We start from the raw sequence: 17,714 nt of genomic DNA, 5'->3' as shown, positions 1-17,714 counted from the left end.
GGAAGTGGGTTACGCGGCTGCGGGTCCGTGTACAGGGGATGTCATCCGGCAGTCGCGGCAGAGGCCGGGGTGAGACGCGCGGAAGGCGCGGTCGCAGCCGTCGCAGTTCTGCAGGGGGACGGGGCGCGACCTGGGTTCGGCCGCCGGGAGGGGTGGCGGGAGCAGTGCGGTGAGGCGGTGGGCGAGGAGGGCGGCGGGGTGGCGCAGGTCCGGGGGAAGGGCCGTGGCCAGGGTGCGGCGCACGGCGTCGGGGGCGGCGCCGCGCTCCAGCCAGGCGGCCACGCCCGGCGCGAGGCGGCGTACGTTGCGCTCGGCGAGTAGTAAGCGGGCGTCGTCGCGGCGCAGTTCGGCGAGGAGCGCGGCGGCGGTGCGGTGGCGCTCCGGGGCGGGCGCGGTGGGCTCGGGGGCCGGCGGCGGGGGCGGGGCGCGGCGGTGGTTCGGGGGGCGTGGTGCGGGGGTGGCGTTGCTGCTCGGCGGGGGTGGCGGCGGGGTGGCCGCCGCCGGGGGTCGTACGACGGGTTCGGGCGCGGGCGGGGCGGGCTGCTCGGCGATCGGCTCGGCCACGGGCTCCGCCGTGTGGCGGTCGCTGTCGGTTCGTGGGACGTTGTACGAGAGGGTCCGGGTGACGATCCGCCCCTCGGGCGTACGCTCCCGGATCCGCCTGATGTATCCGTGGTCCTCCAACTCCCGCAGTGCGGCGGCGATCCGCTCCCGGCCTTCCGTGAACTTCCCGGCCAGGGTGCGGATGTCCACGGCCGCGCCGTCGGGTAGCGACTGGATGTGGGCGCCGAGTCCGATCGCGGTCAGCGAGAGGTCGCGGTGCTGGGTGAGGTGGTCGCCGATGATCGTGTACCGCCTGGGCTGGTAGTCACTGATCTGGGTGACTCCGCCTGCGGATCGGGAAACCACGGAACGGGCACGCGGGTGCGCGTTAAGCTGCTGCTCAGCCATCGGGAAGTTGCCTCTTCCTCGGTGGTCAGGCCCTCGAACGGGATGGCAGTCCCGGCCGGGGGCCGTCGCATGTCTGGGGTTGTCGAGCCCGAGCCTGCCCCGCCGAACCGCCCCAGCGCCAGCCCGGTGGGGCGGAATCACCCGCGCGGGTGACGGGGGTGAGGTTTGGTTGGGTTGGGTGGGTTCTTTCCAGCGGTTCTTTGTCTTTGACCGCCCGAGGCCGGGGCGCACGGGACACCGGAGGCCATGTTTCCGGGCCACGGTGACGGCGGGGCGGGAGCGGATCACCGGGCGCAGGCTCTCACGGGGGAGCGAGCGGGAAGCCCCGGCGGGGCCAGGGCTTCCTGTCTGGGGTGGCGGAGCGCTACGCCTCGGCCTTCCGCATGACCTCCAGCAGGCTGGAGAAGCTGTCCGCCGCGTGGCCCGCGTCCATGCCGCGGCGGAAGAGGTCCGCGACGGCGGCCGGGAGGGTGGTGTCGACGCCCGAGTCCGCGTTGGTGTGCAGGACGTGGTCGACGCTGGCCATGCCCATCGCCAGCCGGTCCACGTCGCCGGCGTGGTGGCCCGCGTCGATGCGCTCGGCGTAGAAGGCGAAGAAGCCGGGGAGCGAGTTCGCCGTGTCCGTGGCGTGCTGCAGGATGTCGGCCGCCGCCAGGCCGTTGGCCTGGGCGAGGACGATCGCCTGCCAGTAGCTGAGCATCGAGGTCCAGAACATGACCATGCCGAGCTGGTAGAAGAGCGCGGCCAGTCCCGGGTCCTCGCCCCGGTAGTCGGTGCGGCCGGTCACGACTTCCAGTGCGTTCCGATGCTCCTCGAACGCCTCGCGCGGGCCGCTGTAGAAGGTGAGCGATTCGGGCTGCCCGACGCCGGACGGCGGCACGGTGATGCCGCCGGTGAGGTGGACGGCGCCCCGGTCGGCCGCCCAGCGGGCGGCGGCGCGGGCCCGCTCGGGGGTGTCGGAGCTGAGGTTGACCAGGACGCGGCCGGTCAGCGCGGTCTCCGCCGGTCCGAGCACGTCGTACATGGCCGCGTAGTCGGTGAGGCTGAGGATCACCATCTGGCCCGCCGCGAGCGCCTCCGCGACGCTCGGCGCGAGCGTCGCGCCCCGCGCCACCAGGGCGTCCGCGCGGGAGGGGGTGCGGTTCCAGAGGGTGACCTCGTACCCCCGGTCCAGGAAGGCCGTGGTCATCGCCTGGCCCATCGGGCCGAGTCCGATGACGGTGACCGACTTCCGCTGGTTGTCACTGCTCATGCCGAGACCTCGATCTCTCACTAAAAAGAACGTTCTACTCAGAGGATGGGCGGCAACGTATCATGCCCTAGAACGAACGCTCTACTCAGTCGCCCGGTACGGTGATCGCATGCAGACCAGCACCCGGGACCGGATCGTCATCGCGGCGGCACGCCTCCTGCAGCGGCAGGGCTACGTCGGCACGGGGATCAAGCAGATCGCCAAGGAGGCGCAGGCCACCCTCGGCTCCGTCTACCACTTCTTCCCCGGCGGCAAGGAGGCCGTGGCCGTCGCGGCGATCGCCCACAGCGACCGGGAGTTCGCCACGCTGCTCGGGGAGGCGCTGGACAGCGCGGAGGACCCGGCGGAGGCGATCGAGGCCTGCGCCCGGCGGCTCGCCACGGAGCTGCGCGAGTCGGGCTGGATCGATGGATGCCCCGTCACGGCGGCGGCCCTGGAGACGCTCGGCACCGAGTCGGAGATCCAGCGGGCGTGCGCGGACGCGCTGCGCGGCTGGGAGCGGCTGGTCGTGGACAAGCTGCTGCGCTGCGGCTTCCAGGCCCAGGACGCGCGGGAGCTGGCGACCACGATCGTCGGGGCCCTGGAGGGCGCGGAAGTCACGGCGCAGGTCGTCCGCAGCGAGGAACCCCTGCTGGCGGCGGGGCGGCAACTGGCCCGCCTGGTGCGCTCGTACGGCGTCCCGCTGTCCCGCTAGCGGGGCATGGCCGAGCCGGCCAGGTCGGCGAGCATGGTGTGCGCCTCGCGGGCGCGGCGCAGGTGCTCGGGGTCGAGGTCCGCGACGAGCAACTCCCGCTCGGTGGGGCCCGCCTCGGCGACGAGGCGGCCGGTGGGGTCCCAGACGGCGCTGGCGCCGCAGGTGTGCCAGCCACCGGTGGTGCCGACGTGGTTGGCCAGCACCGTGTACATGGTGTTGTCGAAGGCGCGGGCGGGGAACCACATGCGGGACTCGTGGTGGCCGTTGCCCACGCTGAACAGGGCGCCGACCAGATACGCGTGGCAGCCGTCGAGCGCGGCGGCGCGCGCGTGCTCCGGGAAGCCGGAGTCGTAGCAGATGCCCAGGCCCAGCCGCCATCCGTCGACCTCGATGGAGCAGCCGGCGCGCCCCGGGCGGTAGATGTGGCGCTCGGACCGGAACAGCATCTGCTTGTCGTAGCGGGCTGCCCGGTTACCGTCGGAGTCGATCACCAAGGCGGACACGTACAGCTCACCGGCGTCATGCACGGCGGCGCCGACGACGGCCACGACACCGGTGTCCCGGCACGCCTCCCGCAGCGCCCTCAGCCGCGCGTCACCGCCCGCCTGAACGGCACAGCGCTCCGGATCCGCGCGGATGAGCTCCGGCTCGTACCCGGTGAGGAACTTCTCCGGAAAGACCACGACCCGCGCGCCCGCCCCGGCGGCCTCCCGCACCATCGCGGCGGCGGTGGCGGCGTTGGCGACGACATCGCCCGGTGCGGGACACGCCTGGGCGGCGGCGACGCGGAGTGGGTGAGACGGCCAGGGGGCGGTGATCACGAACGTCGAGCTTATCCGTGTCAGGCAGGTAGGTCAGCCGTCAACCTTGTGCGATGCGTTTCCTCCGCATGTGCGGCTTTGTCGTACACGGGGGCGCTACCGTGGGTACACGGTCGAAGATCTCGTCCATGGGAGGAATCATGACCGCCGAACCGCAACACACCAGCTGGCCCGTGCCGCCGCCGGACGGCTACACCGTGGACGATCTCTTCAATCTGCCCGACCTCCCGCCGCACACTGAGTTGATCGACGGGAGCTTGGTCTTCGTGAGCCCGCAGCGGGATTTCCACACTCTGGCGATGTATCTGCTGGAAGCCGGACTGCGCAGGACCGCCCCGGACAACTTCCGGGTGCGTAGGGAGATGACCATCGTGCTGGGGCCCCGTAACGCCCCGGAACCGGACCTCTTGGTGCTGCGCGCGGAAGCGGTGCGGAGCCGCGAGCAGACCCGCTACGAGGCCGCCGACGTGGTGCTTGCCGTAGAGGTCGTCTCGCCGGACTCCGAGGAGCGCGACCGCGACGCCAAACCCCGCAAGTACGCCGCCGCCGGTATTCCACACTTCTGGCTGGTCGAGATGGCGGGGGAGAGGCAGCATCCCACGGTGCACACCTACGAGCTGGACCCCGTGACCAAGTCCTACGCGATCACCGGCATCCACCACGAGCGGCTGAAGCTGACCGTCCCCTTCACCATCGACATCGATCTCACCGAGATCGATCACATGTAGTCGTCACGGCACCGCCGGACCCCCGATGTACCGACCCCTCGCGTTGTAGGGCCACTCGTTCGCGACACAGCCCTTCAGCCCGTATATCTGCTGCATCATCACCGGCGCCCGCTTCCCCTTCCCCGGGCAGCCCTCGTGGCCGTGACCGATCCGGTGGCCCACCTCATGGTTGATGATCAGTGCCCGGTAGCCGCCGATGGGGCCGGAGAACTCCGGGGAGCCGGTGTTCCAGCGCTTGAGGTTGACCATGATCTGAGTGCCCGCGTCGCAGTTGACCTCGCCGTGGGTGTCCAGGCCCGCCTCGCCGCAGATCCTGTCCACCGTGGCCGGGGTGGCGATCTTCACCTGGAAGTCGGAGGGGTCGCCGGACACCAGCCGGAAGGAGTGGCGGCCGTCCCGGGTCCAGCCGCGTCTGTCGGCCAGGATCGCGGAGATCTCGGCCGCGGCGCGCTCCGGGTCGACATCGGTGCCCTTCTCCACCTGCACCTTGAACCGCCGCGGACGGCCCCCCTCGCCGATCACCGCTCCGGACGACTTCGCGGTGACGAAGACGCCGCCCGACGGGCGGGCCGCGCCGTCGCCGTCCCCGCCGTGCTCGCGTAAGACGGTCCGGGCCGCGAACACGAGCCCGGCGATCAGGGCCGTACCGGCGGCCAGCGCCACCACGACGGTCCGCAGGCGGGTGCGCCGCCGTGGGGGCGGGCCGGACCGGCCGGCGGTCCGCCCGGGGGGCTGTGCGGTGGAGGTGCCGGACCGTGTGGACATGTCTTGGCCCCCGAGTGTGAATGCGTCGTCGTTCCCTCGTTCCCCCGGAGAAAGACGTGGGGGGAGGGGCGGGGGTTGGCTCGTGGCACCGCTGTGGCCGGGGTCACATCCGGTGCCGCTGTCCGGTCCGCTTTGAATCGCCGCACACCGTCGCGCGCCGCTCTGCGGCTGTCGTGAGCGCGGCGAGTTTGAAGAACCCCCCGCAAGGGGTACGCTTCCCCGCTTCCTGATTGGCATCCGGCAGGGCCCGTGTGGCAGACTGTCCGGGTTGCTCGGTTGAGTGCCGATGCTGCGCGCCTCCCGCCGGGAGGACCGGAAGCGAGTCCCACAGTACTCGTCGCCCCTCATCAGGGGCGGAAGTACGGGAATCTTCCGGGAAGCGTCAGCGGGGCCCCGGCCAGGCACCCGGTGGGTGTTCTTCCCCCACAACCCCCTTCCACAAGGGAATCTTCCTGCGGAGTTTTGCCGGAAGGGGCGCGACACGCCCGACCGCGTGGGTCGGAGGTGAGGCGGGGAGGGGCGTGAGCCGACCGGGTTCCGGAGCGTTACGAGAGACAGGACTACGAAGTAGCCATGGCGGGACAGAAGATCCGCATCCGGCTCAAGGCCTACGACCACGAGGTCATCGACTCCTCGGCGAAGAAGATCGTCGAGACGGTGACCCGCACTGGTGCGTCGGTCGCGGGCCCGGTGCCGCTGCCCACAGAGAAGAACGTGTACTGCGTCATCAAGTCGCCGCACAAGTACAAGGACTCGCGCGAGCACTTCGAGATGCGTACGCACAAGCGCCTCATCGACATCCTCGACCCCACGCCGAAGACCGTCGACTCGCTGATGCGTCTCGACCTGCCAGCCGGCGTCGACATCGAGATCAAGCTCTGAGGTGACGCGCGAGATGGCTAAGCAGATCAAGGGCGTCCTGGGCGAGAAGCTCGGCATGACGCAGGTGTGGGACGAGAACAACCGCGTCGTCCCGGTCACCGTCGTCAAGGCCGGCCCCTGTGTCGTCACCCAGGTCCGTACCGCTGACTCGGACGGCTACGACGCCGTCCAGATCGCCTTCGGCGAGATCGACCCGCGCAAGGTGAACAAGCCCCTCAAGGGCCACTTCGCCAAGGCCGACGTGACCCCGCGGCGCCACCTGGTGGAGCTGCGCACCGCCGACGCCTCCGAGTACACGCTCGGCCAGGAGGTCACGGCCGAGGTGTTCGAGTCCGGTGTGAAGGTCGACGTGACCGGCACCAGCAAGGGCAAGGGCACCGCCGGTGTCATGAAGCGCCACGGCTTCGGCGGCCTCGGCGCCGGCCACGGCACCCAGCGCAAGCACCGCTCGCCGGGCTCGATCGGTGGCTGCGCCACCCCGGGCCGCGTGTTCAAGGGCCTGCGCATGGCCGGCCGCATGGGCAACGAGCGGGTCACCACCCAGAACCTGACCGTCCACGCCGTTGACGCGGAGAAGGGTCTGCTCCTGATCAAGGGAGCGGTTCCTGGTCCGAACGGCGGCCTCGTCCTGGTCCGTACCGCGGCCAAGGGGGCCTGAGGTAACCGATGAGCACCATTGACATCCTTTCGCCGGCAGGCGACAAGGCCGGGACCGTCGAGCTCCCCGCGGAGATCTTCGACGCGCAGGTCAGCGTTCCGCTGATCCACCAGGTCGTCGTCGCCCAGCTGGCCGCTGCCCGTCAGGGCACGCACAAGACGAAGACCCGTGGCGAGGTCCGCGGCGGTGGCAAGAAGCCGTACCGCCAGAAGGGCACCGGCCGCGCCCGTCAGGGCTCGACCCGCGCTCCGCAGTTCGCCGGCGGTGGCGTCGTGCACGGCCCCGTGCCGCGCGACTACAGCCAGCGCACCCCGAAGAAGATGAAGGCCGCCGCGCTGCGCGGTGCCCTCTCGGACCGGGCGCGCCACAGCCGCATCCACGTCGTGACCGGCGTGGTCGAGGGCGAGATCTCCACCAAGGCCGCCAAGAGCCTGTTCGGCAAGATCAGCGAGCGCAAGAACCTGCTCCTGGTCGCCGAGCGGAGCGACGAGGCCGCGTGGCTGTCCGCCCGCAACCTGCCCCAGGTGCACATCCTGGAGCCGGGCCAGCTGAACACGTACGACGTGCTCGTCTCCGACGACGTGGTCTTCACCAAGGCCGCCTTCGAGTCCTTCGTGGCTGGTCCCAAGGCCGCTGAGAAGACCGAAGGGAGCGCCGCCTGATGAGTGAGGCGACCGCTGTCACCAGCAAGACCTTCACGGACCCCCGCGACGTTCTCGTCAAGCCGGTCGTGTCCGAGAAGAGCTACGCGCTGCTGGACGAGAACAAGTACACGTTCATCGTCGACCCGCGCGCGAACAAGACCCAGATCAAGCAGGCCGTCGAGGCGGTCTTCTCGGTCAAGGTCACCGGGGTCAACACGATCAACCGGCAGGGCAAGCGCAAGCGCACCCGCACCGGCTTCGGCAAGCGCAAGGACACCAAGCGCGCCATCGTGACCCTCGCCGAGGGCGACCGAATCGACATCTTCGGCGGCCCGGTCTCCTAACGGGGATCGGAGCGTCCAGAAGTCCGGAATCTTCCGAGGACTGAGAAATGGGTATCCGCAAGTACAAGCCGACGACCCCGGGCCGTCGTGGCTCCAGCGTCGCCGACTTCGTCGAGATCACGCGGTCCACGCCGGAGAAGTCGCTGGTCCGCCCGCTGCACAGCAAGGGTGGTCGTAACAACGCCGGCCGCATCACGGTCCGCCACCAGGGTGGCGGTCACAAGCGTGCGTACCGCGTGATCGACTTCCGCCGTCACGACAAGGACGGCGTCCCGGCGAAGGTCGCACACATCGAGTACGACCCCAACCGCACCGCGCGCATCGCGCTGCTGCACTACGCCGACGGCGAGAAGCGCTACATCATCGCGCCGCGCGGCCTGTCGCAGGGCGACCGGGTCGAGAACGGCCCCGGGGCCGACATCAAGCCGGGCAACAACCTGGCGCTGCGCAACATCCCGGTCGGTACCACGATCCACGCCATCGAGCTGCGGCCCGGCGGCGGCGCGAAGTTCGCCCGCTCCGCGGGTGCCTCCGTGCAGCTGCTGGCCAAGGAGGGCTCCTTCGCGCACCTGCGCATGCCGTCCGGTGAGGTCCGCCTGGTCGACATCCGCTGCCGCGCCACGGTCGGCGAGGTCGGCAACGCCGAGCAGTCGAACATCAACTGGGGCAAGGCCGGCCGTATGCGCTGGAAGGGCGTCCGCCCGACCGTGCGTGGTGTCGTGATGAACCCGGTCGACCACCCGCACGGTGGTGGTGAGGGCAAGACCTCCGGTGGTCGCCACCCGGTTTCGCCGTGGGGTCAGAAGGAGGGTCGTACTCGCTCGCCGAAGAAGGCCAGCAACAAGTACATCGTCCGCCGCCGCAAGACGAACAAGAAGCGCTAGGAGCGGGTTTAGATGCCGCGCAGTCTCAAGAAGGGGCCCTTCGTCGACGACCACCTCATGAAGAAGGTGGATGTCCAGAACGAAGCCGGCACCAAGAACGTCATCAAGACCTGGTCCCGCCGCTCGATGATCGTCCCGGCCATGCTCGGCCACACGATCGCGGTGCACGACGGCCGCAAGCACGTCCCGGTGTTCGTCACCGAGTCGATGGTCGGCCACAAGCTCGGCGAGTTCGCGCCGACCCGCACCTTCCGCGGCCACGAGAAGGACGACCGCAAGTCGCGTCGTCGCTGATCTGCGGAACAAGCGAATGACTAAGACTGACACCGAAGGGACAACCATGGAAGCCAGGGCCCAGGCGCGGTACATCCGCGTCACGCCCATGAAGGCCCGCCGCGTGGTGGACCTCATCCGTGGCATGAATGCCACGGAGGCTCAGGCGGTCCTGCGTTTCGCTCCGCAGGCCGCGAGCGTGCCGGTGGGCAAGGTGCTGGACAGCGCCATCGCCAACGCCGCGCACAACTACGACCACACCGACGTCGACAGCCTCTTCATCTCCGAGGCCTACGTCGACGAGGGCCCGACCCTGAAGCGGTTCCGTCCGCGCGCCCAGGGCCGCGCCTACCGGATCCGCAAGCGGACCAGCCACATCACCGTGGTCGTCAGCAGCAAGGAAGGAACCCGGTAATGGGCCAGAAGGTTAACCCGCACGGGTTCCGGCTCGGCATCACCACGGACTTCAAGTCCCGCTGGTACGCCGACAAGCTGTACAAGGACTACGTCAAGGAAGACGTCGCCATCCGCCGGATGATGACGTCCGGCATGGAGCGCGCCGGCATCTCCAAGGTGGAGATCGAGCGCACCCGTGACCGCGTCCGCGTCGACATCCACACCGCCCGGCCGGGCATCGTCATCGGCCGCCGCGGCGCCGAGGCCGACCGCATCCGCGGCGACCTGGAGAAGCTGACCGGCAAGCAGGTGCAGCTCAACATCCTCGAGGTCAAGAACCCCGAGGTGGACGCTCAGCTGGTGGCCCAGGCCGTCGCCGAGCAGCTGTCCTCCCGCGTCTCCTTCCGTCGTGCGATGCGCAAGTCGATGCAGTCCGCGATGAAGGCCGGCGCCAAGGGCATCAAGATCCAGTGCGGTGGCCGTCTCGGCGGCGCCGAGATGTCCCGCTCGGAGTTCTACCGCGAGGGCCGGGTGCCGCTGCACACGCTCCGCGCGAACGTCGAGTACGGCTTCTTCGAGGCCAAGACCACCTTCGGCCGCATCGGCGTGAAGGTGTGGATCTACAAGGGCGACGTCAAGAACATCGCCGAGGTCCGCGCCGAGAACGCCGCCGCCCGCGCCGGCAACCGCCCGTCGCGCGGTGGCAGCGACCGCCCGCAGCGCCGTGGTGGCGAGCGCGGTGGCCGCGGCCGTAAGCCGCAGCAGCAGAACGCCGCAGCCGAGGCCCCCAAGGCCGAGGCCGCCGCCACCGCTGCTCCGGCTGCTGAGAGCACCGGAACGGAGGCCTGACCGACATGCTGATCCCTCGCAGGGTCAAGCACCGCAAGCAGCACCACCCGAAGCGGTCGGGTATGGCCAAGGGCGGTACCGAGCTGGCGTTCGGCGAGTACGGCATCCAGGCCGTCACCCCGGCGTACGTCACCAACCGTCAGATCGAGGCCGCGCGTATCGCGATGACCCGCCACATCAAGCGTGGCGGCAAGGTCTGGATCAACATCTACCCGGACCGTCCGCTGACGAAGAAGCCGGCCGAGACCCGCATGGGTTCCGGTAAGGGCTCGCCGGAGTGGTGGATCGCGAACGTCAAGCCCGGTCGGGTGATGTTCGAGCTGTCCTACCCGAACGAGAAGATTGCGCGTGAGGCGCTCACCCGCGCTGCTCACAAGCTCCCGATGAAGTGCCGGATCGTGCGGCGCGAGGCAGGTGAGTCGTGATGGCGGCCGGTACCAAGGCGTCCGAGCTGCGTGAGCTGAACAACGAGGACCTCGTTGCCAAGCTCCGTGAGGCCAAGGAAGAGCTGTTCAACCTCCGCTTCCAGGCGGCGACCGGGCAGCTTGAGAACCACGGCCGGCTGAAGGCCGTCCGCAAGGACATCGCCCGGATCTACACCCTGATGCGCGAGCGCGAGCTGGGCATCGAGACGGTGGAGAGCGCCTGATGAGCGAGACGAATGTGACTGAAACGAACGAGCAGCGCGGCTTCCGCAAGACCCGTGAGGGTCTGGTCGTCAGCGACAAGATGGACAAGACCGTCGTCGTCGCCGTCGAGGACCGCGTCAAGCACGCCCTGTACGGCAAGGTCATCCGCCGTACGAACAAGCTCAAGGCGCACGACGAGCAGAACGCCGCCGGTGTCGGCGACCGCGTCCTCCTCATGGAGACCCGGCCGCTGTCCGCGACCAAGCGCTGGCGCGTCGTCGAGATCCTCGAGAAGGCCAAGTAACCCCCTGAGGGCAGCAGCCCTCAGGCCAGTTCCGCCAGGCTCGGCAGGGGCCCCAGGGCCCCTGCCGGGAACCGGCAGACGATCAGGAGATAGACGTGATCCAGCAGGAGTCGCGACTGCGCGTCGCCGACAACACGGGGGCGAAGGAAATCCTTTGCATCCGTGTTCTCGGTGGTTCCGGTCGCCGCTACGCGGGCATCGGTGACGTCATCGTCGCCACCGTGAAGGACGCGATCCCCGGTGGCAACGTGAAGAAGGGTGACGTCGTCAAGGCGGTCATCGTGCGCACCGTCAAGGAGCGCCGCCGCCCGGACGGCTCGTACATCCGCTTCGACGAAAACGCGGCCGTCATCCTCAAGAACGATGGCGACCCCCGCGGCACCCGTATCTTCGGCCCCGTGGGCCGTGAGCTGCGCGAGAAGAAGTTCATGAAGATCATCTCCCTCGCGCCGGAGGTGCTGTAACCGATGAAGATCAAGAAGGGCGACCTGGTTCAGGTCATCACCGGCAAGGACAAGGGCAAGCAGGGCAAGGTCATCCAGGCCTTCCCGCGCGAGGACCGCGTCCTGGTCGAGGGTGTCAACCGGGTCAAGAAGCACACCAAGGCCGGCCAGACCGCTCGTGGCTCGAAGACCGGCGGCATCGTGACGACCGAGGCCCCGATCCACGTGAGCAACGTGCAGCTCGTGGTGGAGAAGGACGGCAAGAAGGTCGTCACCCGCGTCGGATACCGCTTCGACGACGAGGGCAACAAGATCCGCGTTGCCAAGCGGACCGGTGAGGACATCTGATGACTGCCACCACCACTGCACCGCGCCTCAAGCTGCGCTACCGCGAAGAGATCCAGGGCAAGCTGAAGGACCAGTTCTCGTACGAGAACGTCATGCAGATCCCGGGTCTGACCAAGATCGTGGTCAACATGGGTGTGGGCGACGCCGCCCGCGACTCCAAGCTGATCGAGGGCGCCATCCGCGACCTCGCCACGATCACCGGCCAGAAGCCGGCCGTCACCAAGGCCCGTAAGTCCATCGCGCAGTTCAAGCTGCGCGAGGGCCAGCCGATCGGTGCCCACGTCACCCTCCGCGGTGACCGCATGTGGGAGTTCCTGGACCGCCTGCTGTCGCTCGCGCTGCCGCGCATCCGCGACTTCCGTGGTCTGTCGCCCAAGCAGTTCGACGGCCGGGGCAACTACACCTTCGGTCTCACGGAGCAGGTCATGTTCCACGAGATCGACCAGGACAAGATCGACCGGGTGCGGGGCATGGACATCACCGTGGTGACCACGGCGTCCAACGACGAGGAGGGCCGCGCCCTGCTTCGTCACCTCGGCTTCCCGTTCAAGGAGAACTGACCGTGGCGAAGAAGGCTCTGATCGCTAAGGCCGCCCGCAAGCCGAAGTTCGGCGTCCGCGGGTACACCCGCTGCCAGCGCTGCGGCCGGCCCCACTCCGTGTACCGCAAGTTCGGCCTGTGCCGCGTGTGCCTCCGTGAGATGGCTCACCGTGGCGAGCTGCCGGGCGTGACCAAGAGCTCCTGGTAATTCCCCATAGCGGGATGAACCAGGGCTCTCGGTAAGGAAATGGATGGCGGGATGCCCGCCTCACATCCCTTAGGCTTGTGGGGTTGGGCACCCGCTGCCCACGTTCGTCTTACTACGCCGTAGGTCCCCGCGCCGCACCCGTGCCCGCCAGTGAGCGGGTGAGAGGGATGGCGCAGATAGGAAACCCCGGCGAGAGAGGCCGAAGGCCATCATGACCATGACCGATCCGATCGCAGACATGCTGACGCGTCTGCGAAACGCGAACTCGGCGTACCACGACTCCGTCGTCATGCCGCACAGCAAGATCAAGTCGCACATCGCGGAGATCCTCCAGCAGGAGGGCTACATCACCGGCTGGAAGGTCGAGGACGCCGAGGTCGGCAAGAACCTCGTCCTCGAGCTGAAGTTCGGCCCCAACCGCGAGCGCTCGATCGCCGGCATCAAGCGGATCTCGAAGCCGGGTCTGCGGGTCTACGCAAAGTCCACCAACCTGCCGAAGGTGCTCGGCGGCCTGGGCGTGGCGATCATCTCCACGTCGCACGGGCTCCTCACCGACAAGCAGGCCAGCAAGAAGGGTGTGGGCGGGGAAGTCCTCGCCTACGTCTGGTAACCAGGGAACGGAGGAAGAGCCATGTCGCGAATTGGACGGCTGCCCATCCAGGTTCCCGCCGGTGTGGACGTCACCATCGATGGCCGTACGGTCGCAGTGAAGGGCCCCAAGGGTTCTCTCTCGCACACCGTCGCCGCGCCCATCGAGGTCGCCAAGGGTGAGGACAACACGCTCGTTGTCACCCGCCCGAACGACGAGCGTCAGAACAAGGCCCTGCACGGCCTGTCCCGCACGCTGGTGGCGAACATGATCACCGGCGTGACCCAGGGCTACAGCAAGGCGCTCGAGATCAGCGGTGTCGGTTACCGCGTCCAGGCCAAGGGCTCCAACCTGGAGTTCTCTCTGGGCTACAGCCACCCGATCGTGGTGGAGGCCCCGGAGGGCATCTCCTTCAAGGTGGAGTCCCCGACCAAGCTGAGTGTCGAGGGCATCGACAAGCAGAAGGTCGGCGAGGTCGCCGCGAACATCCGCAAGCTGCGCAAGCCCGACCCGTACAAGGCCAAGGGCGTGAAGTACGCGGGCGAGGTCATCCGCCGCAAGGTCGGAAAGGCTGGTAAGTAAGCCATGGCATACGGTGTGAAGATCGCCAAGGGCAACGCCCGTAAGGCTGCCGCCGTCAAGCGCCGTCACATCCGCGTCCGCAAGCGGATCTCCGGTACCCCGGAGCGTCCCCGCCTCGTGGTGACGCGCTCCAACCGTCACATGGTGGCGCAGGTCATCGACGACATCGCGGGCCACACGCTGGCCTCGGCGTCGACCCTGGACGCGTCCATCCGTGGCGGCGAGGGTGACAAGAGCGCGCAGGCCAAGCAGGTCGGCGCCCTGGTGGCCGAGCGGGCCAAGGCGGCGGGCGTCGAGGCCGTCGTGTTCGACCGCGGTGGCAACCAGTACGCCGGGCGTATCGCCGCTCTGGCGGACGCCGCCCGCGAGGCCGGGCTGAAGTTCTAGCCCAGGTCCCTACGCACAGCGGACATAAACGAGAGAGGTAATTCCAATGGCTGGACCCCAGCGCCGCGGTGGCGGCGCCGGTGGCGGCGAGCGGCGGGACCGGAAGGACCGGCGGGACGGCGGCGCAGCTGCCGAGAAGACCGCTTACGTCGAGCGCGTTGTCGCGATCAACCGCGTCGCCAAGGTTGTGAAGGGTGGTCGTCGCTTCAGCTTCACCGCGCTGGTCGTGGTGGGCGACGGTGACGGCACCGTGGGTGTCGGTTACGGCAAGGCCAAGGAGGTGCCGGCCGCCATCGCCAAGGGTGTGGAGGAGGCCAAGAAGCACTTCTTCAAGGTCCCCCGGATCGCCGGCACCATCCCGCACCCGATCCAGGGTGAGGAGGCCGCGGGTGTCGTGCTGCTCAAGCCGGCTTCGCCCGGTACCGGTGTGATCGCCGGTGGCCCGGTGCGCGCCGTGCTGGAGTGCGCGGGCATCCACGACGTGCTCAGCAAGTCGCTCGGCTCGTCGAACCCGATCAACATCGTGCACGCCACGGTGGCCGCTCTCCAGGGCCTGCAGCGCCCCGAGGAGATCGCCGCCCGCCGCGGTCTGCCGCTCGAGGACGTCGCCCCCGCCGCTCTGCTGCGGGCGCGTGCCGGGGTGGGTGTGTGAGCATGGCCCGCCTGAAGATCACGCAGACGAAGTCGTACATCGGCAGCAAGCAGAACCACCGCGACACCCTGCGTTCGCTCGGCCTGAAGAAGCTGGGCGACACGGTTGTCAAGGAGGACCGCCCCGAGTTCCGCGGCATGGCCCACACCGTGCGGCACCTCGTGACGGTCGAGGAGGTCGACTGACATGGCGGAGAACAACCCGCTGAAGGTCCACAACCTCCGGCCCGCCCCGGGCGCCAAGACCGCCAAGACCCGTGTCGGTCGTGGTGAGGCGTCCAAGGGTAAGACCGCTGGTCGTGGTACCAAGGGCACCAAGGCCCGCTACCAGGTGCCGGAGCGCTTCGAGGGTGGGCAGATGCCCCTCCACATGCGGCTCCCGAAGCTCAAGGGCTTCAAGAACCCGTTCCGCACCGAGTACCAGGTCGTCAACCTGGACAAGCTGGCCGCGCTCTACCCGCAGGGTGGCGAGGTCACGGTGGCCGACCTGGTCGCCAAGGGCGCGGTTCGCAAGAACCAGCTCGTCAAGGTGCTGGGCACCGGTGAGGTCTCCGTGGCGCTCCAGGTGACGGTCGACGCCGTCTCCGGCTCCGCCAAGGAGAAGATCACCGCTGCCGGAGGCAGCGTCACCGAACTCGTCTGAGATTCGGTGGCACACCTGGCCGGGGATGCCCCAGATACGGGGCATCCCCGGTTGGTCGTTCCAAGGGGGGCCAGGTCGCCGGTAAGGTGGCGTGCGCTGTTACCTTCCGCGCGGTCCGTGCCCGCGCGGGCCTTGACTGATAAGTATTCGTCGATTTCCAAGACCATCACCTCTCGCGCCTGACGCGGGGGGCGCAGGAGGCACCGTGCTCACCGCGTTCGCCCGGGCGTTCAAGACGCCCGACCTGCGCAAGAAGCTGCTGTTCACGCTGGGCATCATCGTGCTCTTCCGGCTCGGGCAACACATCCCGATCCCGGGCATCGACTACCGCAACGTCCAGACCTGCATCGATCAGGCCAAGGGCCAACAGGGGCTCTTCGGCCTGGTCAACATGTTCAGCGGCGGCGCGCTGCTGCAGATCACCATCTTCGCGCTCGGGATCATGCCGTACATCACGGCGAGCATCATCCTCCAGCTGCTGACCGTGGTGATCCCGCGCCTCGAGGCCCTCAAGAAGGAGGGTCAGTCGGGTCAGGCGAAGATCACACAGTACACCCGCTACCTGACCGTGGCGCTCGCCATCCTCCAGGGGACCGGCCTGGTGGCCACGGCCCGCAGCGGTCAGCTCTTCCAGGCCTGCACGGTCGGCAACCAGATCGTCCGGGACGACGCGATCTTCACCACGGTCGTGATGGTGATCACGATGACCGCGGGCACCGCGCTGATCATGTGGCTCGGTGAGCTGGTGACGGACCGCGGCATCGGCAACGGCATGTCGATCCTGATGTTCGTCTCGATCGCGGCCGGCTTCCCGAGCGCCATGTGGACGATCAAGCAGCAGGGCAAGATCATGGGGGGCTGGCTGGAGTTCGGCCTGGTCGTCCTGTGCGGCCTGGTCATGGTCGGGCTGGTGGTCTTCGTCGAGCAGGCCCAGCGCCGGATCCCGGTGCAGTACGCCAAGCGGATGATCGGCCGTCGCTCGTACGGCGGTACCTCGACCTACATTCCGATGAAGGTCAACCAGGCGGGTGTGATTCCCGTCATCTTCGCGTCGTCCCTGCTCTACATTCCCGCGCTGATCGTTCAGTTCAGCAACTCCAAAGCGGGCTGGGCGCAGTGGATCGAGACCAATTTCGTCAGGGGCGACCACCCCTACTACATCACCACCTACTTCCTGCTCATCGTCTTCTTCGCCTTCTTCTACGTGGCCATCTCCTTCAACCCCGAAGAAGTTGCCGACAACATGAAGAAGTATGGTGGGTTCATCCCGGGCATCCGGGCCGGTCGCCCCACGGCGGAGTATCTGAGCTACGTGCTGAACCGCATTACGTGGCCCGGCTCGCTCTATCTGGGACTGATCGCCCTGGTGCCCACGGTGGCGCTGGTGACGCTCAAGGCGAATCAGAACTTCCCGTTCGGCGGGACCAGCATCCTGATCATCGTGGGTGTCGGCCTGGAGACCGTGAAGCAGATCGAGAGCCAGCTTCAGCAGCGACACTACGAAGGGTTCCTCCGCTGATGCGAATCGTCCTCGTCGGGCCTCCTGGGGCTGGCAAGGGTACGCAGGCCGCGTACCTCGCCAAGAACCTGTCGATCCCGCACATCTCCACGGGCGACCTCTTCCGCGCGAACATCAGCCAGGGCACGCCGCTCGGCCGACAGGCGCAGGAGTTCATGCGGGCCGGGCAGCTGGTCCCGGACGAGGTCACCATCGGCATGGCCGAAGACCGGATGCGCCAGCCGGACGCCGCGCAGGGCTTCCTGCTGGACGGCTTCCCGCGCAATCTGGCGCAGGCCGAGGCGCTGGACGGGTTCCTCCGGGACAACCAGATCGCGCTGGACGCGGTGCTGGACCTGGAGGTCCCCGAGGACGAGGTCGTCCGGCGGATCGCCGGGCGGCGTATCTGCCGCAACGACAGCAGCCATGTCTTCCACGTCACCGGCGCCCCGCCGAAGACCGAAGGCGTGTGCGACGAGTGCGGCGGCGAGCTGTACCAGCGCGAGGACGACAGCGAGGAGACCGTCCGCAAGCGGCTGGAGGTCTACCACCGCGAGACGGAGCCGATCATCGACTACTACAAGGCCAAGGGCCAGGTCGTGACGATCCCGGCGCTGGGCAAGGTCTCCGAGGTCACCCAGCGGGCCATGGACGCGCTGGCGGCCAAGGCGGCCTGAGGCCGCGGAGGCGATCAGGGCCCCGGAGACGATCCGGTACACGGCCGCGGTGCCCGTCGGGCGTCGCGGCCGTA

The 17,714-nt window shown here is 68.6% G+C and carries 29 protein-coding genes; 25 read left to right on the top strand and 4 right to left on the bottom strand.

Annotated features, from left to right (window positions below):
* Positions 1 to 9 precede the first annotated feature (9 nt).
* A complete protein-coding gene (locus tag ABFY07_RS05835; protein WP_346173388.1) occupies positions 10 to 909 on the bottom strand; it encodes a helix-turn-helix domain-containing protein in 900 nt (299 codons plus the stop codon).
* 406 nt (positions 910 to 1,315) lie between these two features.
* The gene (locus ABFY07_RS05830) at positions 1,316 to 2,203 is read right to left on the bottom strand and encodes an NAD(P)-dependent oxidoreductase (RefSeq protein WP_346173387.1); all 888 of its coding nucleotides are present in this window, start codon (positions 2,201 to 2,203) and stop codon (positions 1,316 to 1,318) included.
* A gap of 109 nt (positions 2,204 to 2,312) precedes the next feature.
* Here ABFY07_RS05830 and ABFY07_RS05825 point away from each other — a divergent pair, with 109 nt between their 5' ends.
* Complete coding sequence (locus ABFY07_RS05825; protein WP_346173386.1) at positions 2,313 to 2,897, top strand: TetR/AcrR family transcriptional regulator; 585 nt, start codon at positions 2,313 to 2,315, stop codon at positions 2,895 to 2,897.
* Here ABFY07_RS05825 and ABFY07_RS05820 read toward each other — a convergent pair.
* Positions 2,894 to 3,718: a carbon-nitrogen hydrolase family protein gene (locus tag ABFY07_RS05820; protein ID WP_346173385.1), complete on the bottom strand. Its 825-nt coding sequence runs from the start codon at positions 3,716 to 3,718 to the stop codon at positions 2,894 to 2,896. The two genes, ABFY07_RS05825 and ABFY07_RS05820, sit on opposite strands and share 4 nt — an antisense overlap.
* 140 nt (positions 3,719 to 3,858) lie before the next feature.
* Here ABFY07_RS05820 and ABFY07_RS05815 point away from each other — a divergent pair, with 140 nt between their 5' ends.
* Positions 3,859 to 4,446: a Uma2 family endonuclease gene (locus ABFY07_RS05815; RefSeq protein ID WP_346173384.1), complete on the top strand. Its 588-nt coding sequence runs from the start codon at positions 3,859 to 3,861 to the stop codon at positions 4,444 to 4,446.
* Positions 4,447 to 4,449: 3 nt separating this feature from the next.
* On the opposite strand, the gene ABFY07_RS05810 is transcribed toward ABFY07_RS05815, so the two are convergent.
* On the bottom strand, positions 4,450 to 5,211 hold the full coding sequence (locus ABFY07_RS05810) for a DUF3152 domain-containing protein (RefSeq protein WP_346173383.1): 762 nt from the start codon (positions 5,209 to 5,211) through the stop codon (positions 4,450 to 4,452).
* Positions 5,212 to 5,784: 573 nt separating this feature from the next.
* Here ABFY07_RS05810 and rpsJ point away from each other — a divergent pair.
* The 23 genes from rpsJ (at position 5,785) to ABFY07_RS05695 (ending at position 17,640) form a co-directional block, all read left to right on the top strand.
* Entirely contained in the window at positions 5,785 to 6,093 is a 309-nt protein-coding gene (gene rpsJ / locus ABFY07_RS05805) for a 30S ribosomal protein S10 (RefSeq protein WP_003948644.1), read from the top strand.
* Between the two features lie 13 nt (positions 6,094 to 6,106).
* Positions 6,107 to 6,751 carry a 50S ribosomal protein L3 gene (rplC, locus tag ABFY07_RS05800; RefSeq protein WP_065963171.1) on the top strand — a complete coding sequence of 215 codons (645 nt, stop codon included), beginning with the start codon at positions 6,107 to 6,109 and terminating at the stop codon, positions 6,749 to 6,751.
* Positions 6,752 to 6,759: 8 nt separating this feature from the next.
* Complete coding sequence (gene rplD, locus ABFY07_RS05795; protein WP_346173382.1) at positions 6,760 to 7,413, top strand: 50S ribosomal protein L4; 654 nt, start codon at positions 6,760 to 6,762, stop codon at positions 7,411 to 7,413.
* Positions 7,413 to 7,739, top strand: coding sequence for a 50S ribosomal protein L23 (gene rplW, locus ABFY07_RS05790; RefSeq protein WP_030835099.1), 327 nt, complete (start codon positions 7,413 to 7,415; stop codon positions 7,737 to 7,739). The genes rplD and rplW overlap by 1 nt, the downstream gene beginning before the upstream one ends.
* Before the next feature lie 47 nt (positions 7,740 to 7,786).
* Positions 7,787 to 8,623, top strand: coding sequence for a 50S ribosomal protein L2 (gene rplB, locus ABFY07_RS05785; RefSeq protein WP_065962996.1), 837 nt, complete (start codon positions 7,787 to 7,789; stop codon positions 8,621 to 8,623).
* Between the two features lie 12 nt (positions 8,624 to 8,635).
* Positions 8,636 to 8,917 carry a 30S ribosomal protein S19 gene (gene rpsS / locus ABFY07_RS05780; protein WP_197988959.1) on the top strand — a complete coding sequence of 94 codons (282 nt, stop codon included), beginning with the start codon at positions 8,636 to 8,638 and terminating at the stop codon, positions 8,915 to 8,917.
* Between the two features lie 46 nt (positions 8,918 to 8,963).
* A complete protein-coding gene (rplV, locus tag ABFY07_RS05775; RefSeq protein ID WP_346173381.1) occupies positions 8,964 to 9,311 on the top strand; it encodes a 50S ribosomal protein L22 in 348 nt (115 codons plus the stop codon).
* Positions 9,311 to 10,141: a 30S ribosomal protein S3 gene (gene rpsC, locus ABFY07_RS05770; RefSeq protein ID WP_346173380.1), complete on the top strand. Its 831-nt coding sequence runs from the start codon at positions 9,311 to 9,313 to the stop codon at positions 10,139 to 10,141. The genes rplV and rpsC overlap by 1 nt, the downstream gene beginning before the upstream one ends.
* 5 nt (positions 10,142 to 10,146) lie before the next feature.
* Positions 10,147 to 10,566: a 50S ribosomal protein L16 gene (rplP, locus tag ABFY07_RS05765; protein WP_065963000.1), complete on the top strand. Its 420-nt coding sequence runs from the start codon at positions 10,147 to 10,149 to the stop codon at positions 10,564 to 10,566.
* Positions 10,566 to 10,790, top strand: coding sequence for a 50S ribosomal protein L29 (rpmC, locus tag ABFY07_RS05760; RefSeq protein WP_065963002.1), 225 nt, complete (start codon positions 10,566 to 10,568; stop codon positions 10,788 to 10,790). Before rplP ends, rpmC begins: the two co-directional genes overlap by 1 nt.
* On the top strand, positions 10,790 to 11,074 hold the full coding sequence (gene rpsQ / locus ABFY07_RS05755; RefSeq protein ID WP_065963004.1) for a 30S ribosomal protein S17: 285 nt from the start codon (positions 10,790 to 10,792) through the stop codon (positions 11,072 to 11,074). The genes rpmC and rpsQ overlap by 1 nt, the downstream gene beginning before the upstream one ends.
* A gap of 95 nt (positions 11,075 to 11,169) precedes the next feature.
* On the top strand, positions 11,170 to 11,538 hold the full coding sequence (rplN, locus tag ABFY07_RS05750; RefSeq protein ID WP_003998823.1) for a 50S ribosomal protein L14: 369 nt from the start codon (positions 11,170 to 11,172) through the stop codon (positions 11,536 to 11,538).
* Positions 11,539 to 11,541: 3 nt separating this feature from the next.
* The gene (rplX, locus tag ABFY07_RS05745; protein ID WP_065963007.1) at positions 11,542 to 11,865 is read left to right on the top strand and encodes a 50S ribosomal protein L24; all 324 of its coding nucleotides are present in this window, start codon (positions 11,542 to 11,544) and stop codon (positions 11,863 to 11,865) included.
* On the top strand, positions 11,865 to 12,425 hold the full coding sequence (gene rplE / locus ABFY07_RS05740; protein ID WP_065963009.1) for a 50S ribosomal protein L5: 561 nt from the start codon (positions 11,865 to 11,867) through the stop codon (positions 12,423 to 12,425). Before rplX ends, rplE begins: the two co-directional genes overlap by 1 nt.
* 2 nt (positions 12,426 to 12,427) lie before the next feature.
* The gene (locus tag ABFY07_RS05735) at positions 12,428 to 12,613 is read left to right on the top strand and encodes a type Z 30S ribosomal protein S14 (RefSeq protein WP_003948630.1); all 186 of its coding nucleotides are present in this window, start codon (positions 12,428 to 12,430) and stop codon (positions 12,611 to 12,613) included.
* A gap of 211 nt (positions 12,614 to 12,824) precedes the next feature.
* Positions 12,825 to 13,223 (top strand): 30S ribosomal protein S8, encoded by a 399-nt coding sequence (gene rpsH, locus ABFY07_RS05730; RefSeq protein ID WP_065963010.1) that lies wholly within the window; start codon positions 12,825 to 12,827, stop codon positions 13,221 to 13,223.
* Between the two features lie 21 nt (positions 13,224 to 13,244).
* Positions 13,245 to 13,784 carry a 50S ribosomal protein L6 gene (rplF, locus tag ABFY07_RS05725; protein ID WP_346173379.1) on the top strand — a complete coding sequence of 180 codons (540 nt, stop codon included), beginning with the start codon at positions 13,245 to 13,247 and terminating at the stop codon, positions 13,782 to 13,784.
* 3 nt (positions 13,785 to 13,787) lie between these two features.
* The gene (gene rplR / locus ABFY07_RS05720; RefSeq protein WP_065963014.1) at positions 13,788 to 14,171 is read left to right on the top strand and encodes a 50S ribosomal protein L18; all 384 of its coding nucleotides are present in this window, start codon (positions 13,788 to 13,790) and stop codon (positions 14,169 to 14,171) included.
* Positions 14,172 to 14,217: 46 nt separating this feature from the next.
* Positions 14,218 to 14,823: a 30S ribosomal protein S5 gene (gene rpsE / locus ABFY07_RS05715; protein ID WP_030835127.1), complete on the top strand. Its 606-nt coding sequence runs from the start codon at positions 14,218 to 14,220 to the stop codon at positions 14,821 to 14,823.
* A gap of 2 nt (positions 14,824 to 14,825) precedes the next feature.
* Positions 14,826 to 15,008, top strand: coding sequence for a 50S ribosomal protein L30 (gene rpmD / locus ABFY07_RS05710; protein ID WP_065963017.1), 183 nt, complete (start codon positions 14,826 to 14,828; stop codon positions 15,006 to 15,008).
* Between the two features lies 1 nt (position 15,009).
* A complete protein-coding gene (gene rplO / locus ABFY07_RS05705) occupies positions 15,010 to 15,465 on the top strand; it encodes a 50S ribosomal protein L15 (RefSeq protein WP_065963019.1) in 456 nt (151 codons plus the stop codon).
* A gap of 205 nt (positions 15,466 to 15,670) precedes the next feature.
* Positions 15,671 to 16,984, top strand: coding sequence for a preprotein translocase subunit SecY (gene secY, locus ABFY07_RS05700; protein ID WP_065963021.1), 1,314 nt, complete (start codon positions 15,671 to 15,673; stop codon positions 16,982 to 16,984).
* Positions 16,984 to 17,640 (top strand): adenylate kinase, encoded by a 657-nt coding sequence (locus tag ABFY07_RS05695; protein ID WP_346173378.1) that lies wholly within the window; start codon positions 16,984 to 16,986, stop codon positions 17,638 to 17,640. The genes secY and ABFY07_RS05695 overlap by 1 nt, the downstream gene beginning before the upstream one ends.
* The last annotated feature ends 74 nt before the right edge of the window (positions 17,641 to 17,714 follow it).

The organism is Streptomyces sparsogenes subsp. cuspidosporus (assembly GCF_039532705.1).
In the GTDB taxonomy this organism is placed as follows: Bacteria; Actinomycetota; Actinomycetes; order Streptomycetales; family Streptomycetaceae; genus Streptomyces; species Streptomyces sparsogenes.
The sequence above is the reverse complement of the archived record's forward strand: the minus strand, read 5'-3'. Positions and strand labels throughout refer to the sequence as shown.